This window comes from Bacillus taeanensis, assembly GCF_003318295.1.
GTDB classification, from domain to species: domain Bacteria; phylum Bacillota; class Bacilli; order Bacillales; family UBA6769; genus Maribacillus; species Maribacillus taeanensis.
In genome coordinates this window covers 34,594-50,504 of sequence record NZ_QOCW01000027.1, presented here as the reverse complement: position 1 = coordinate 50,504, position 15,911 = coordinate 34,594, and the positions used below count along the sequence as shown (strand labels likewise).

The window sequence follows — 15,911 nt, the reverse complement described above, 5'->3', positions numbered from 1 at the left end:
AGAAGTCCCCCAGAGTAATCCAATCAAAAAATCGCCTTGAGTCTCCACAGCACCCTCTCCTCTTGCTCTCTAATAAAAATGCATGTTCTCTATTTTAGCCAGCTATGATAAATAGTTTAAGAAAACGCTTTCAATATATATAGTTTTTCTAAAAATGAACATGTATGTAAACTTAAACGCACACACATGTTCATTTCATTTTATATACCCTGTTTTTTAAATGCGAAACCTAAAAATTATTCGAGTGAAAACTGCAGTTCCGGCATCCACTGACTCATATGTGTTTTGATTTCTTCATATACTGCTTCTTTTCCCTCGACGTCTTTTAGAGGATATACCACATATCCTTGTTCAACAAAAGTTGGCACGAATGCCGGTTCTTTCAATTCAATTGTTTCTTCACCGTTTGCTTCTGTTTTCTCTACTTTTATTTGCATAATTCCGCCAATATCTTTATAATCCCACTTTTGCCCTGATAAAAAGTTACCAAGTGAATAAGCGATAAATGCCCTTGTCCCGTCTTCTCTTTCTACCCATTCAAGCGGCTGCAGAACATGTGGGTGGTGGCCAATTACAATATCAGCACCCGTATTGGCTGCTTGATGGGCCAGTTCTTTTTGCATCTCGTTTGGCATTCTTTCATATTCCTGTCCAAAATGAAGACTCACGACGACAACATCTGATTGCTGTTTTGCTTTTATAATCTCCTGTTCCATTTTCGGCCAGTCAATTAAATTGACTAAATAAGGCTTGTCCGCCGGCACTGGAATACCATTTGTTCCGTACGTATACGCTAAAAATGAAAACACGATCCCATTTTTTTCAATCGTTCGAATCGTTTGTTGATCTTCTGCTGATTCGAATGAACCTGTGTACGGAATACCGAGTGTATCCCAATAAGAAAGCGCGCTTTGAATCACGTTTTCACCACGGTCTAATGTATGATTATTTGCAAGTGTGACAAGATCAACGCCGCTTTCCTGTAAAGCATCGCCCACTTCATATGGACTGTTAAAAGAAGGATAACTGGAAAGACCTAGGTCCACTCCCCCAATCATCGTCTCTTGATTGGCAACGGTAATATCAGCTTCTCCTATATACGGTTGAACCGGCGCAAGCATCGGCATAAAATCATAGACTCCATTTCCTACTTCTGCAAGATCATAAACACGGTCATGAATTAAAATATCGCCAATCGCAGCGAGTGTTGCCGTTGACCCAGCAGGAGCAGGCTTTTCTTCCTCGGTACTCCCTTTTTCTTCTGCTTCTTGTTCTGATGCTTCTTCTTTTACGACAATCGGCGTCTCATCAACAACCGGCTCATTCGTAATAATCGAATAACTTGAAAGAATTAAAATAAGCACTAAAAATGTAAGATAAAATAATGATTTCTTCATAACCGCTTCTCCCTCTCTTTTTTACACTTCCTTATCTTTTATTGTAATTGTTATTTGAAATTTTTAAATAAAAAATTCCTTATTTTGTCCATTTGAGGTGGAAAAAATAAGGAATTTGTCTTTTTGCGGGGTCAGACCCCTAGATAACCATTCTCATCAAATTTCATTTCAGTTAATTCTTCAATAATCTCAATGTTTTCTTGATTTTTCACTTCATGATAAATCGCTTCTGATACATAAAGTTCCCCGATATGAAGGGTGTTTGGAATGCGGACGATGCGGGCGTCTTCGTCTTCCACGCCCCAGTTTGCGCGCAGTGCCGCTTTTAATGCTTCTCTATCGTTTTCTAAAACGATCGGAATTTTTGCGCGATCTAAGAAGGTACTTGTGACAACATTTTCATTCATTGTTTTTAGATCGATTTTTTCAAATAAGCGCTTTGTGGTAAGATCGGCAAGACCAATGCCTAATGCATTGCCGTGACTTGCTTCACTTAAGTTTGACGCGATTAAGTATTTAATAGAAGGACTTTTCGGTTCTTCGACGCCAAGGACGCGGATCCGGCCGATAATATTTGTATCCATCCCTGTACCGCTGTAGTTTTTACCAATTTCATCAACGATTAAAATGTCCATTTCCTTAACAGGTAAACTCGGCATTAAGTCAAATGCTTGGCGAAGAAGCTCTTTTTCGCGTGCTTCAATTTCTTCAGGTTCAATCGCTTCAATAATCGCGGTTTCTTCATGAGCATTTTCAACAATCGCTACCCCAAACAATGTATTGGAGTTTTTAATCGCTGCTTTTCCAACTTCAGGCATCATATCGCGAATTCCTTTAATGCCGTATGTATGAAGAGCAAGCGCTTGTTTATGTTTGCCCATTCCAATCGAGGCCATCTTTAAAACGCCACTTTCAATTTCTTTTTTAAAATCGGTGTGCGGCTTTACGCGTCCCATGACGATAATACCATCTGCATTATAGGCATGTTGATCAATATAAACCGGAATGCCGGCAGACGTTTCGCCAATTTCGACAACATCCATTGAAGAACGAATTTCACAACCTGTTGATTCCTCTGTTACGCCAAGTCCGTCAAGCACTTCAATTTGTCCTTCAGCCGTTGCTCCGCCGTGACTGCCCATTGCTGGAATAATAAACGGTGTTGCACCGCGCTTTTTAATTTCTTCTGCCGTACTTTTTACAATCAGCGGAATATTTGCAATGCCGCGGCTCCCCACTGTAATCGCAATTTCCATGCCCGGCTTAATTTTCTCATCTGCTCGGACTGATTGAAACTGCTCGGCCATAACTGCTGGAATATTTGTAAGACTTTCAACATGAAACGTTTGTTTAATTTTTGCAAACCTCGGAAAACCCATTTCTTCCACTCCTTTTCAAAATAAAACACCCGCTACCTATTATGATTCTTTCGATAAAACAAATAAATTTCTTCTCTTCATTTCCTGTGTCAGAAGCCTAACAAAATCACTATGAAGCTGCAATTCAGCTGCTTTTTGGAAACTTCTGATCAATAATTGATCACTAAGCATCTCCATCCGCACTCTTCACCTCTTTTAAACGAAAAAAGGATAGCAAGAAATCCTATGCTGATCTCTTGCTAAACCATCCTTCTCTTTTCATAGCTTGATCTATTTTCTCGGTGCTAATTCAATCGCCATGCGCATCGCTTCTTTTAATGACAATTCATCAGCAATATTTTTGCCGGCGATATCAAAAGCTGTACCATGGTCAACGCTTGTACGAATGGTTGGAAGACCAACCGTAATATTTACGCCTGATTCAAGGCCAAGCACTTTAATAGGTCCGTGGCCTTGATCATGATACTGCGCGACAACGATATCAAAATCGCCGCGTTTCGCTCTAAAAAATAATGTATCAGCCGGAAGCGGTCCAACTACATCAATGCCTTCTCTTTGCGCTTTTTCTACCGCTGGCACGATTTTTTCTTCTTCTTCACCATTTCCAAACAAGCCGTTTTCACCAGCATGCGGATTAATGCCGCAAACCGCAATTTTTGGCGCGGCAATTCCTGCTTTTTGCAAGGTTTCGTGCGCAAGCTTAATCACCGTATATTGACGCTCTGGATTAATTTTGTGTACCGCATCAATCAGACCAATATGTGTAGTCACATGAATCACTCTTAACCCTGGCGCCGATAACATCATCGCAAAATCTTTCGTGTTTGTCAGTTCTGCTAAAATTTCTGTATGACCCGGGTAAATATGACCTGCTTTATGAAGCGCTTCTTTATTTAACGGCGCTGTACAGATGCCTTGGATTTTTTCTTCGTTTGCATAAGCGATCGCTTTTTCTAAATAACGAAACGCCGCATTACCAGCTTCAGAAGAAACTTCTCCCCATGGTAAATCTTCAGAAACAAGATCTAAATCAAGCACATCAATGGTTCCGTACTCGTATGCCGCTTCTTCAGGCTGTGAAATGCTGTTTAATGTAAGGTTAACATTTGTAACATCAAGTGCTTTTTTTAACACTTTCAAATCGCCAATCACAAACGGCTGGCATTTGTCATAAATGGCTTCATCTTTTAACGACTTCACAATAATTTCAGGCCCAACACCTGATGGATCTCCCATCGTAATTGCAATTACTGGTTTACTAGCAGTCATAATTGTATGCCCCCTATTTACTATTTACTTCTTTAATAGCTCCACTAAAAAGAGTGAAATTTCTGGTATATAACTAATAACAAGAACATCCGCAATTAAAATAATTAAAAATGGAATCACGGCTTTTGAAAGCTGTTCAAGTCTTACTTTTGATATTTGCATGGCAACGAACAAGTTTACCCCAAGCGGCGGTGTTACCATTCCAATCGCTAAGTTGACAACCATAATAATTCCGAAATGAACCGGATCAACACCGAGCTGAATCGCAATTGGCGCTAAAATTGGCGCGAGAATAATAACAGATGCCGATGTTTCAAAGAACATGCCAACAATAAGTAAAAAGATGTTGACGATTAATAAGAAAACTAATGGATTGTCGGAAAAACTAATAAACGACTGGGCCACTGTTTGTGGGATTCGTTCTTTTGTTAACAACCAACCTAAAAGACCTGCATTACCAATAATCAACATAATAATCGCTGTTGTAATCCCTGATTTGACAAATGCAGGTATAAGGTCTTTTAATTTAATTTCTTTATAAACGAAAAGACCGATAATTAATGCGTACGCGACTGCGACAACCGCTGCTTCAGTTGGTGTAAAAATTCCGCCGTAAATTCCGCCAAGAATAATCATCGGCATTAACAAAGCGAAAATCGCATTTTTAAACGCCTCAAAGCGCTGCTGCCATGTAAAATGTTCGGCCCCTTTATAGCCGCGTCGTTTTGAAATAATAAACGCTGTTAAAATTAATGAAAAACCAATTAAAAGGCCAGGAATAATACCGGCAATAAATAAATCACCAATTGATACCCCAACAACGACTCCATAAAGAATCATTGGAATACTCGGCGGGATAATAACCCCGAGTGCTCCCGCTACTGATTGAATCGCTGCCGCGAAATTCACATCATAGTGGCGCGCTACCATTGCTGGAATCATAATCGAACCAATCGCTGCAACAGTGGCCGGACTTGATCCAGAAATGGCTGCAAAGAACATGGATGTAATAACCGTTACACCGGCTAAACCGCCTGTCATTGAACCAGCAAGTGTATTCGCAAAATGAACGAGACGCTTTGAAATACCACCTGTTTCCATTAATGAACCGGCTAAAATAAAGAATGGAATCGCCATTAATGGAAACGAATCAAGCGATGTAAAAATACGCTGCACAAGTACTAACAGCGGTAAGTCCCCGCTCGACCATACCGCAATCGTTGAAGCTAAACCAATCGAAAGGGCAATGGGAACGGTTAACAAAAACAAAATCAGCATTGAAATTAATAAAGTCATTGTCATTGTTTCGCGCCCCCCTTTAGCTTCATGGCATTGTCAATAATCACGGCCGCACAGTTAATAATCATAAAAATCGAACCAACCGGAATCGCCGCATAGGCCCATGCCATTGAAATGTTCATTGCTGGTGATGTTTGCTTTGTTACGTTACCTACCATCTCAAATCCGTAATTCACTAATACCGCTAAAAAGACGATACAAATAAGATAAACGATGACATTTAAAAGTGCTTTTGCTTTGTCAGACATTAATTCTTTAATGGCATCAACTGATATTAATTCAAGCTTCCGAATCGCAAGGGCAGAACCGATAAAAACGCTCCATACCATAATATATCTCGCTAATTCTTCCGACCATCTTAAAGAGTCTTTCAGCACAAATCTTGAAAATACTTGATAAAAAATAACAGCTGACATAACCATTAATAACAGGGCTAATACAACACCGAGTACTTTATTGAATTTGTCAATTGCTTTCATGATCATACTCATAATATCCTCCCCCATACAACAAGATGATGGGGGAGAATATCCCCGCACCATTCTAAAACCTAAAATTATTTCGCTGCATCTTGAATTTGTTTAATTAAATCAGCGCCAACTTGATCTGCATATTGATCGTAAACTGATTTTGTTGCTTCTTGGAATGCTTTTTTGTCTACGTTTTCAACAATTTGCATACCTTGCTCTTTTAAATCAGCAATCATTTCTTCTTCCATTTCTGCAACGATTTCACGCTCATATTTCGCACCTTCAGCAGCTGCTTCTTGAAGCGCTTTCTGCTGCTCTTCTGTTAAGCCGTCAAATACTTGTGTGCTTACTAACAGCGCTGCTGGTGAATAGAAATGACCTGTAAGTGTTAAATAGTCTTGTACTTCATAAAAACGAGACGTTGAAATAATTGGAATAGGATTTTCTTGACCGTCCACTACGCCCTGCTGCATCGCTGTGAATAGCTCTGTAAATGACATTGGCGTTGGATCTGCACCTAGCGCTTTAAAGGAATCCATGTGGACGTTGTTTTCCATCGTACGAATTTTTAAGCCTTGTAAATCTTCCGGCTTTTCAATTGGCTGTTTACTGTTTGTAACGTGACGGAAGCCGTTTTCCCACCATGCAAGTCCTTTTAAGCTTTGTCCTTCAAGGTTTGCTAATAAGTTTTGACCAATTTCACCGTCTAATACGTTGTATGCGTGTTCACGACTTTCAAAAAGAAACGGAAGGTCAACAACGTTAATTTCCGGGGCAAAACCGCCAAGTGGACCTGTTGAGCTTAATACCATATCAAGTGTTCCAACCTGCAGACTTTCAACCATATCGCGTTCCCCGCCTAATGAACCGTTCGGGAAAATTTCGACTGTAAGCTCGCCATCTGTTTTTTCTTCAACTAAGTCTGCAAAATGCTCTAACCCTTTGTAGTAGTGAGAATCTTCAGCAAGTGTAATCCCTACTTGTAATGTTTTCGCTTCGCCTGCAGCACCTGTATCTTCCGTTTGTTCTGCTTGTTGATCAGCACCGCCGCCGCATGCAACAAGGACACTTAAACTTAATGCTGAAACTGTACCTAAAACTTTTTTAGTTAAGCTTTTCATTTCTTTTTCCTCCTCAATGTTTTCACTATTTTTTAAACTTGCTTATTTACATCTGTTAACGTTTGAAGGGCTTTCACAAGTGCCTGCTCTGTACCAAACGCACCCGCTTTCGTAACAAGTGGTAAACCATCAAACAAACCGCCGAATAACTGTCCATACGGAAGGCCATCTTCCACTTCACCGACAACACGAATGCCTTTTCCATTTAATACTTTACATGTTGCCCCGGCAATATCTCCGCCTGTTAAAACAGCGCCCTGGACGTTTTTGCTCTCAATTAATTTTCCTGCAATAACTCCGAGAGCATTGGCAATGGTACTGCCGACATCTAAGTTCGTTAAGCCGAGTGATTGTTGAATCGCCTTTACCCGCTCAACTGCCTCACGCTCACGATTTGTTGAAACGACTAAGTCACCTTTGTCTAGTAATGTCTCTCCCATTTTGACAGCGCGTTCAATTTCCGCTTGACGATCGCTTTCATCGAAAAATTTATCTGGAGAAATCACAATTTCTTCAATATTATTTTTCTCCTTTAATTCTTGAATTTGTCGATGAGTAATGGAACTAATACTGCCAGCTACAACGAGTATTGGAAGCTGTTTCCCTTTAGATTTTTTATATGATGGCTCATTATGGTGTACTGTACTGCATAAATGATAAGCAATACCCGCTGAACCTACCCAAAGCACATTTTCTTCGAGCCTTTGTGCTGCTTCAGCAATTGTTTGCAGTTCTTTATCTGTTTCTGCATCAATGACAACAATTTTTGAATCTTTCTCTAAAGATAGCCCTTTCATTTTTTCAGCTAATTGTTCTTTTCCTTTTCGAACATCCTCAATTGAAATGAGCTCCACTTTCCGCTCGCTTTGATCATGTAACAGTTTCGGCAGGTAACTTTCCTTGACCGGACAGGTGGGGTCATTGGCAATTTCTGTTTCTGCCAGCGGCACTCCATGCACATAATGTTTTCCATTAATCGTTACCCGTTTACTTTTTGGAAAGGCCGGTACAACTAATGCTGTTTTAAATTCAAACACATCCATTACGGCATCAATTTCTGCTCCAACATTGCCTCGCATCGTCGAATCAATTTTCTTTAAAACAGATGAAACGCCTAAACTGCTTAATTGTGTTGATAGCTTGTAAACAACATCGTAAGCATTGTCAGCCTGCAGTGCACGGCTGTCTGAATTTAATACAATAACATCTCCACTCATATGGGAAGGCTGCAGCCTTGTATCAGAAAACAATACTGTGGTATTTAAACCTTGTTTTGCAAACTGTACCCCTGTATCATTTGCGCCTGTTAAGTCATCTGCAATTACTGCTAACTTTACCATCATCTCCACCCCCTTTTTGCTATCCGTTATCCTATACCTGTAATAGCTTTATCTCTTTTTATACAATTTCCATTTCTTCTTTTAACCTAATCCTTTTTGACTAACCCTATAAATTTCTTAAGTTTGTCATTCGTTTCTTTCTACATATGCAGCATGCTAAGTTAGATCGACCTATCTTTTCACCGCATTTCCATGTGTTTTATTTTGAAACGTATGAAAAGCGCTTACAAGTTATATGGTAAATGATATTGTTGCATTTGGCAATGGTTTTTTTATTTTTTTTTTAAAACATGGTCAAATCGACCTATCATCCTAATATTAAATCTATTACTGTTGCGTTTTTAATCATTTGTTTATTTTTTAAATACAAAAAAAGACACAAGCTTTTATTTAAGCTTGCGCCACAATGTTGAACGATTAATTCCAAGACGTTTCGCTGCCTTGGATTGGTTCATTTCTTCTTCTTCGAGTACTTTTGTAATAATCTTTTTTTCAATCTCTTTTAACGTACCGCTTATATCCATATTGTTTACTGCAGCACGATTCGCTTTTGATTGCTGCTTTAATCGATAAAGGGCTGATTCCACTTCTTCTTTTTCTAAATAATAGGAGTGGGACTGCAGGACAAGCTGTTCAATAACCTGTTTGAGCTGATCAACATTACCCGGCCAATCATAATCCATTAATTGTTGTAAAGCATCCTGTCTAATGCCGACAATTTGCTTGCCGTACTTTGTATGAAATTCGGAAATAAACACATGCACTAAATTTTCAATATCTTCGCCGCGCTCTCTAAGCGGTGGAATATGAATAACCAATCGTGTTAACAAATAAAATAAATCGCGGTCAAATGTCCCTTCGCTTATTTTTTGTTCTACTGTATCGTTTGAGGACATCAGCCATCTCGGCATTTTTCCGTTTTCATTTTTTATAAAATGATAAAGCTCTTTTTGAGAATACGAATCTAAGCAATCAATTCTTTTTAAATAAACAGTGCCATTCGCATAGTTTTGGAAGAAGTTTTCATTTATTAAACTCGTTACCTGTTCTTTTTTCAATAAGTCGCAATTTAGCGTAATAAACGGCTCACTGCTCCGTTTACTTTTTAAATAAATGGATTGCACCACTACATCTTTTCCATTTCCGGCTTCACTCATAATCCAGAGCGGTTCATCCATTTGACTATATTTATCAACTTGCTTGATTACGTGCTGAATTTGCTCACTTTTCCCTGTAATAATTACATAAGGGATTGCTGTTTGAATTTCAACCGCATACGCATCCCCCTTCACAGCTTGTTCTTCCGTTTGATTGCGAAAGGCTTTTTCAAAATATAAGATAACACTTTGTTGACTGCAGCACGTTGTGAGCTTCCACAACTGCTCATCAAGCGTAAGGATTTTTGTTTGCTTTTTTCCCTTTAAAAACGTTTGCCTTACAATTTCCTTGACATCAGGCAAGTTTTCCAGCTTCGTCTTGTTCATTTCGGTATGAAAAAGAGCATTACTGTAAATGATTTTGCCTTCCTTATTGATCACTGCAACAGCTCTGTCATCACCGTCAATAATCGATTGATATAATGAAACTTCCTCATGCAGCTTTGAAAATAACCGATACACTCTTCTTGCTTCGTCCAGCGCTTCCATCACTGCCTCTTTTCCAGACGTGATCAGAACCCCATTTAAACCTAATTGTTTCGCTGTTTCAACGGTTACAACATCACCAATAACAACTTCATATCCTTGTTTTTTTAAGTTTTTTAACCGCTCTTCGACTTCAATATCTTTTGTAATCGTCATCGTGTTAATGTCTAGATCGAGAAGGTTACAGATCGTTGCAGCACCGTGAGAAATGTTTGGAAATCCAACAATGGCTGCTTTGCCTGGAAAACCTTTCACAAGTGTTAAAATACGCAAAACATCATAGCCAGACACTTGGATATCAATCACAGGGATCGAAACGACCTCTTGAATCATTGAAGCTGTACCGCCCCGGCTAATAATAACATTATAGCCGTTCTTTTCAGCATCCTTGGCAATCTCAATCCCCTCATACAAATTACCAAGTTTAATGTGAAACTGAAAATCTTCAACATCTTGAGCAATCTCTTTCATAATTTCAAATAAACCCTCATACGGGGCAACAACCAATGCTTTTATCATTATTCATTCACCTTCTGTTGCAAAAATCAACACATCTATTTTTTCTAATCATAACTTAACATTTTTTTCAAGTAAAGCTATAATCGATAAACAAGTCTAAAATAAAAGTGTATCCCTAACCATCACTTGCTTCTCCGCTGTCACATGCTGCTTTCTCACGTATAAAAAAGCCCCCTTAGGCTTTTCGCTGCAGACTGCTCTGCATCTTTCTAAGAAGGATTTAGTCATCAATTCTTAATTTTTTCCCACACTTGTCTGTAAACTTCTTTGATCGAGATTTTATTTTCTGAAGCAATTTTACGGCAATCCTCATACTCAGGAGCACTTTGAACGACGATTCCTTTGTATAAGCCTTCTTTTACTGTGACATCGCCCCACTCTGTAGACACTTTGTAAAATGTTCGCGCTAAGCGATGCACGCTTACTGGGTAATAGCGAATGCCGAGTGTCGTCGTTTCAGTAAACAAAATCGTTTTCATTTCATCAAGTTTTGTTTTTTCGCATAACAACTGCAGCATCACACCAGGACGATTTTTCTTCATGTAAATTGGGATATAAAACACATCATTTGCTCCAGCTTCAAACAATTGTTCCATCACATAGCCAAGCCATTCTCCAGGCATATCATCTAAGTTCACTTCAACTTTAACCATTTCGTCATCAATATGCTCCTCGCGATGCGGAAACTGCTGTGACATACCTATTACCGCCTTTGCTTTTTAAATTTCAACATTGAATAATTAAGCTGTTCCGAGTATAACCCGAAGCACATTTGGATGGTCTGGAAAATCTTTTGTGCCTGCGCCGTATCCGATTGCTTCTGCAGTACAAGAAGGAAGCGATCCAAACTCATGTACAAGCGCTGACAAAATTCCTGCGCCGGTTGGTGTTGTTAATTCCCCTTTAATATCTGTCTGTTGAATTGGAATGCCTTTTAATACTTCTAACGTCGCCGGTGCCGGCACGGGATAGAGCCCATGAGCAATGCGAATTCGGCCATTTCCAACTGGAACAGGAGAAGCTGCAATTTGTGAAATATCCAGTGCATCAAGAAGAATGCATGTTCCAACAATATCAACGATCGAATCAACCGCGCCTACTTCATGAAAATGGACTTTTTCAAACGGCATGTTATGAATCTTTGCTTCCGCTCTGCCGATTTTTTCAAAAATAGAAAGCGCCATTTTTGTTACGTTTTCATTTAAATCAGCACCCGTAATCATCTCGACAATGTCAGAATAATGACGATGGTGGTCATGATGATGGTGATGATCTTCTTGATGGTTTGTGAGAATCACATCAAATTTTGTTGCCGAAACGCCTTTTTTTACAACTTTCTCCCATTTTAGTTCATATTCTGTTTCAATGTTTAGTTTCGCAAGTTCTGTTTTTAAACGCGCTGCGTCTCCTCCTAAATCAAGAAGCGCACCGATCGTCATGTCACCGCTAATCCCTGAAAAGCAGTCAAAATATAGTGTTCTCATTATACTTCCATCCTTTAATCTAAAATTGTGCTGCGGTGATTTTTATGAATTAATGTTGCATAATAACCAGCGCCAAATCCGTTATCAATATTCATGACGCTAATGCCTGGTGAACAAGCATTCAGCATCGATAGCAGCGAGGATAAACCTTGAAAGTTTGCGCCATAGCCAATGCTCGTTGGAACAGCCACAATCGGATTGCTAATTAAGCCGCCAACAACGCTTGCGAGCGCCCCTTCCATTCCCGCAACCGCAATCGTTACTGTCGCCTTTTCGATATCCTCAAGATGATAAAACAAGCGGTGAATGCCGGCAACGCCTACATCATAAATTCGTTTTACTGAAGCGCCAAATGCCTCTGCTGTTACAGCTGCTTCTTCCGCCACGGCAAGATCAGACGTCCCCGCACACACAATGGCAATATAGCCGTTATAAAGAAGCTCAGGCTCGTCCTCATGCTTCCAAAACAGCGTGCGGGCTGATTCGTTGTAAGCTAAATCAGGAAGAGCTGCAAGTATTTTTTTCGCTTTTTTTTCATCCACTCTTGTTGCGAGCACGCGGTTTGTTTTTTCTTTTAACGATAAAATAATGCTGATGATTTGTTCAGCTGTTTTTCCTTCGCCATAAACAACTTCAGGAAAGCCGGTACGCTTTTCCCTGTTCGAATCAACTTTCGCAAAACCAATATCTTCAAATGAAGAGAGCATTTCTTTTGCTTGATTAACTTCTAAACTTCCTTCTTTTACTTTTTTTAAAATGTCTTCTAACTGTATGTTGTTCATCATCAACGCTCCTTTATCTAATTAGTTAGCGAATTTTGGATTTCTAACACTTTGTTCATACTGCCGCTTTTGTAGCCCCCTAAATCGAGGGTGACATATTGATAGCCAAACCCCTGAAGCTTATTCATAATGCTGTTATGATTGTTTAACACAATCGCCATGTCTTTTTGCTCTACTTCAATTCTAGCAATATCGCCATGTGTTCGCACACGTACCTGCTTAATGCCTAACTGTTTTAAATAATACTCTGATTTTTCAACCTTTGTTAATTTTTCCTGTGTAATTTTTTCCCCATATGCAATTCGCGATGATAAACAAGCAAATGACGGCTTTTCCCATGTTGGCAATCCCAGTTCTTTCGAAAGAGCGCGAATTTCTTCTTTATAAAGATTGGCTTCCTGCAGCGGACCGCGCACGCCATGTTCTTTTGCCGCACGCACGCCGGGACGATGCTCACTCATATCATCGGCAATTAAGCCGTAGACAACATTTTGAAATCCCTTTTCATTCATAATCGGCATCACTTCTTCAAATAAACCGTTTTTACAAAAATAGCAGCGGTTTTCATCATTTTCTGTATAGCCTGGAATATTCAGCTCTGATGTTTCAATTACTTGATGCACGGCACCGATTAATTCAGCAAGCTGTTTCGCTTCTTCTAACTCACTGCTCGGATAGGTTTCAGAATCGGCCGTAACCGCAAGCACATTTTCTCTTCCCAACACATCAACGGCTGCTTTTAATAAAAGCGTGCTGTCCACACCACCTGAAAATGCAACAACCACACTGCCCATTTCTCGTAAAATTTCGTTTAGTTTTTCATATTTCTCATTTAACATAACCTTTCACCTCTCACTTAAACTCTTCCATTATTGTAAAATTTTTCTCTTCTTTCTATTTTAACGTTACTGGTAACCGCTTACAATCAAAACATAAAGATATTGTTGCAAAATCAAACCTTATAAATACTGATTACTTATTTCACGTCTTAAACTTTGCGCATTTTGCAACACTTTTTCATTATAAAATAATTTTAGTAAAATGTAAAAGAAGAGAGAATCAGAAAATGAGAGGAAAAAAGCGCATGTCTTTTTCAGAAGGACAAATAGAGGGGAATGTCTTTTTGCGGGGTCTGACCCCGCAAAGAGTATAGAGAAAAAGGGGGAAAGTGTTGTGATTGATTTTCCATTATCCTTCATTTTAGTAGGCTTTGCAATGTGTGGTTTGCTTCTTCACCATATTACCGTGCTAAGCGTGCAATATGAACAAACAAAAAGCTCTTCCGTACTCACCTATATTTTAGCTTCATTAGCGACATTATGGTTTACGCCGCTTTTTTTATCTATCAAACTGGCGATCCTGCTTGGAAACGGCAGCTTCGGCATTCCGTTATGGCTAATTCTATCAGGTAGCGGACTGTGTTATATCATCGTTGTATCAGCTAAATTAAAGAACTCCGCTAAAAATGCTGAGATAAATGTTATGATGTCTAAAAACATCTTATAGCCCTGCTGATAGAAGCAGGGCTTTTTTATTTTTCCTTTTCTTTAACTGTTTTTTGTGCGGACATAATTTTTATGAAGCCGCTCTTTACTTTCAGCCCAGCTGGGAATCGTCTCCCCTTCCCAATGAAAGGATTCTAGTTCGTCTGCAATCTTTCTAGCTATTTTCATTGCTTTTAAATGACTGCCGTTGTTTCGGTAGTTTTTCATATCCTCTTTGTTTTCCCAAACCGTTAACGTCCAGTATGTAAGCCAACCTTCTTTATTAAAAGAAGAATGCGTTAACCCTTCTGCTTTTTTTAATTGATTCATCGATTGAAGTGTATGCCATATAAAGCTTGGTAACTTTCGCTTTCCTCTTAAATGAAGCCTCGTCACGGAAATGAACATCTTACCACCCTTTCCTTAAAGTGAACTCATTATATATTCTATTCTTTCGTAAAAAAGCCTTTGCTCTGTTGAAAGAATGTAGAAAATAGTAATTAAATCGATTCTCTCCATGTCTTTTCTACGTGGACAAAAGGGGTTAAATGTCTTTTTGTGGGGTCAGACCCCGCAAAAAAACATTGCAATTCAATTAAAAAGATCATATAATTAGTTCATAAAATAAGTTCTTATGAACCTTATAATATATTATTGGAGGTTAACGATGTTTAAGCGAATTGGATTACTTCTTGTAACCAATATTTTGGTGATTGTTACAATTGGAATTATGTTGTCAGTTTTAGGTGTTGGGTCATACCGGACAGCTGGAGGCGGAATTGATCTTGGTGCGCTCCTTATTTTTAGTGGTGTGATTGGTTTTTCTGGGGCGTTTATTTCACTTCTGATGTCGCGCTGGATGGCGAAGAAAATGATGGGGGTACGTGTGTTAAACCCTGATGACGCACTCTCTTCTGATGAACGTGCGATCGTTGAAAAGGTGCACCGCCTTTCTCGTGCGGCAGGCCTTATGAAAATGCCTGAAGTGGGGATTTATCATTCTCCGGAAGTGAATGCTTTTGCGACAGGTCCGTCAAAGCGCCGTTCACTTGTTGCGGTATCAACCGGGCTTTTATATGAAATGGATGATGATGCAGTTGAAGGTGTTATTGCCCACGAAGTAGCCCATGTTGCCAATGGTGACATGGTAACGATGACGCTTCTGCAGGGAGTTGTGAATACGTTTGTTGTCTTCTTTGCCCGAATTGCTGCCTGGGCTGCTTCACGTTTTGTAAAAGAAGAGTTAGCGCCAATCGTCCATTTTATTGCCGTGATTCTTTTTGAAATTTTATTCTCGATTCTCGGAAGTCTTGTTGTACTTGCTTACTCAAGATATCGTGAGTTTCATGCTGACCGCGGCGGCGCAGATCTTGCCGGAAAAGATAAGATGATTCACGCACTGCAGTCCCTTCAACACTATACAAACCGCGTGCAGGGTGGACATACTTCCCTTTCCACTTTAAAAATTAACAATAAAAGCGGCATGTTAAAACTGTTTTCAAGTCACCCGGATTTAACTGAACGAATTCGCCGTCTTGAGGCAAAATAATCATCATCGAGCAGGAGCATCATGCTTCCTGCTTTTTTTTTAGGTTAAAAATGTCCTTCTCAAGTGGACAAAATAGGGTGAGTGTCTTTTTGCGGGGTCAGACCCCTGCAAAAAAAAAAGAGAATGAACAGCAGAAACTGTACACACTACTAAAAACAATACTTTTAAAAATAAA

General features: G+C 39.4%; 14 protein-coding genes and 1 pseudogene. 2 read left to right on the top strand and 13 right to left on the bottom strand.

What is annotated here, in order from left to right:
• Positions 1 to 236 precede the first annotated feature (236 nt).
• The 12 genes and pseudogenes from DS031_RS19340 to larE all read right to left on the bottom strand — a co-directional run bounded on the left by DS031_RS19340 (position 237) and on the right by larE (position 13,542).
• A complete protein-coding gene (locus DS031_RS19340) occupies positions 237 to 1,397 on the bottom strand; it encodes a CapA family protein (protein ID WP_113807763.1) in 1,161 nt (386 codons plus the stop codon).
• 131 nt (positions 1,398 to 1,528) lie between these two features.
• Positions 1,529 to 2,776, bottom strand: coding sequence for a nickel pincer cofactor-dependent isomerase, group 22 (locus DS031_RS19335; protein ID WP_113807761.1), 1,248 nt, complete (start codon positions 2,774 to 2,776; stop codon positions 1,529 to 1,531).
• A 39-nt stretch (positions 2,777 to 2,815) separates the two neighbouring features.
• Entirely contained in the window at positions 2,816 to 2,947 is a 132-nt protein-coding gene (gene sda, locus DS031_RS19330) for a sporulation histidine kinase inhibitor Sda (protein WP_342767267.1), read from the bottom strand.
• Positions 2,948 to 3,046: 99 nt separating this feature from the next.
• On the bottom strand, positions 3,047 to 4,045 hold the full coding sequence (gene pdxA / locus DS031_RS19325; protein WP_113807757.1) for a 4-hydroxythreonine-4-phosphate dehydrogenase PdxA: 999 nt from the start codon (positions 4,043 to 4,045) through the stop codon (positions 3,047 to 3,049).
• Between the two features lie 24 nt (positions 4,046 to 4,069).
• Positions 4,070 to 5,347, bottom strand: a complete 1,278-nt coding sequence (locus tag DS031_RS19320) for a TRAP transporter large permease (protein ID WP_113807755.1) — start codon at positions 5,345 to 5,347, stop codon at positions 4,070 to 4,072.
• Positions 5,344 to 5,835: a TRAP transporter small permease gene (locus tag DS031_RS19315; protein WP_113807753.1), complete on the bottom strand. Its 492-nt coding sequence runs from the start codon at positions 5,833 to 5,835 to the stop codon at positions 5,344 to 5,346. The genes DS031_RS19320 and DS031_RS19315 overlap by 4 nt, the downstream gene beginning before the upstream one ends.
• Before the next feature lie 65 nt (positions 5,836 to 5,900).
• Entirely contained in the window at positions 5,901 to 6,935 is a 1,035-nt protein-coding gene (locus tag DS031_RS19310; RefSeq protein WP_113807751.1) for a TRAP transporter substrate-binding protein, read from the bottom strand.
• 32 nt (positions 6,936 to 6,967) lie between these two features.
• Positions 6,968 to 8,275 carry a four-carbon acid sugar kinase family protein gene (locus tag DS031_RS19305; RefSeq protein ID WP_113807749.1) on the bottom strand — a complete coding sequence of 436 codons (1,308 nt, stop codon included), beginning with the start codon at positions 8,273 to 8,275 and terminating at the stop codon, positions 6,968 to 6,970.
• A gap of 386 nt (positions 8,276 to 8,661) precedes the next feature.
• Positions 8,662 to 10,437: a sigma-54-dependent Fis family transcriptional regulator gene (locus tag DS031_RS19300; RefSeq protein WP_113807747.1), complete on the bottom strand. Its 1,776-nt coding sequence runs from the start codon at positions 10,435 to 10,437 to the stop codon at positions 8,662 to 8,664.
• Between the two features lie 227 nt (positions 10,438 to 10,664).
• A pseudogene (gene larC, locus DS031_RS24295) lies at positions 10,665 to 11,921 on the bottom strand (nickel pincer cofactor biosynthesis protein LarC).
• A 14-nt stretch (positions 11,922 to 11,935) separates the two neighbouring features.
• On the bottom strand, positions 11,936 to 12,703 hold the full coding sequence (gene larB, locus DS031_RS19285) for a nickel pincer cofactor biosynthesis protein LarB (protein WP_113807743.1): 768 nt from the start codon (positions 12,701 to 12,703) through the stop codon (positions 11,936 to 11,938).
• 17 nt (positions 12,704 to 12,720) lie between these two features.
• Complete coding sequence (gene larE, locus DS031_RS19280; RefSeq protein ID WP_113807741.1) at positions 12,721 to 13,542, bottom strand: ATP-dependent sacrificial sulfur transferase LarE; 822 nt, start codon at positions 13,540 to 13,542, stop codon at positions 12,721 to 12,723.
• Between the two features lie 334 nt (positions 13,543 to 13,876).
• Here larE and DS031_RS19275 point away from each other — a divergent pair, with 334 nt between their 5' ends.
• On the top strand, positions 13,877 to 14,209 hold the full coding sequence (locus DS031_RS19275) for a hypothetical protein (RefSeq protein ID WP_113807739.1): 333 nt from the start codon (positions 13,877 to 13,879) through the stop codon (positions 14,207 to 14,209).
• A 41-nt stretch (positions 14,210 to 14,250) separates the two neighbouring features.
• On the opposite strand, the gene DS031_RS19270 is transcribed toward DS031_RS19275, so the two are convergent.
• Complete coding sequence (locus DS031_RS19270; RefSeq protein WP_113807737.1) at positions 14,251 to 14,595, bottom strand: DUF3291 domain-containing protein; 345 nt, start codon at positions 14,593 to 14,595, stop codon at positions 14,251 to 14,253.
• A 259-nt stretch (positions 14,596 to 14,854) separates the two neighbouring features.
• Between DS031_RS19270 and htpX the strand changes: the two genes are divergently transcribed.
• Complete coding sequence (gene htpX / locus DS031_RS19265) at positions 14,855 to 15,736, top strand: protease HtpX (RefSeq protein WP_113807735.1); 882 nt, start codon at positions 14,855 to 14,857, stop codon at positions 15,734 to 15,736.
• Positions 15,737 to 15,911 lie beyond the last annotated feature (175 nt).

Bases quoted from the DNA above. Each gene is read 5' to 3' on its own strand.
- DS031_RS19340 (WP_113807763.1), bottom strand. From the start codon at position 1,397: ATGAAGAAATCATTATTTTATCTTACATTTTTAGTGCTTATTTTAATT.
- DS031_RS19335 (WP_113807761.1), bottom strand. From the start codon at position 2,776: ATGGGTTTTCCGAGGTTTGCAAAAATTAAACAAACGTTTCATGTTGAA.
- sda (WP_342767267.1), bottom strand. From the start codon at position 2,947: ATGCTTAGTGATCAATTATTGATCAGAAGTTTCCAAAAAGCAGCTGAA.
- pdxA (WP_113807757.1), bottom strand. From the start codon at position 4,045: ATGACTGCTAGTAAACCAGTAATTGCAATTACGATGGGAGATCCATCA.
- DS031_RS19320 (WP_113807755.1), bottom strand. From the start codon at position 5,347: ATGACAATGACTTTATTAATTTCAATGCTGATTTTGTTTTTGTTAACC.
- DS031_RS19315 (WP_113807753.1), bottom strand. From the start codon at position 5,835: ATGAGTATGATCATGAAAGCAATTGACAAATTCAATAAAGTACTCGGT.
- DS031_RS19310 (WP_113807751.1), bottom strand. From the start codon at position 6,935: ATGAAAAGCTTAACTAAAAAAGTTTTAGGTACAGTTTCAGCATTAAGT.
- DS031_RS19305 (WP_113807749.1), bottom strand. From the start codon at position 8,275: ATGGTAAAGTTAGCAGTAATTGCAGATGACTTAACAGGCGCAAATGAT.
- DS031_RS19300 (WP_113807747.1), bottom strand. From the start codon at position 10,437: ATGATAAAAGCATTGGTTGTTGCCCCGTATGAGGGTTTATTTGAAATT.
- larB (WP_113807743.1), bottom strand. From the start codon at position 12,703: ATGAACAACATACAGTTAGAAGACATTTTAAAAAAAGTAAAAGAAGGA.
- larE (WP_113807741.1), bottom strand. From the start codon at position 13,542: ATGTTAAATGAGAAATATGAAAAACTAAACGAAATTTTACGAGAAATG.
- DS031_RS19270 (WP_113807737.1), bottom strand. From the start codon at position 14,595: ATGTTCATTTCCGTGACGAGGCTTCATTTAAGAGGAAAGCGAAAGTTA.
- htpX (WP_113807735.1), top strand. From the start codon at position 14,855: ATGTTTAAGCGAATTGGATTACTTCTTGTAACCAATATTTTGGTGATT.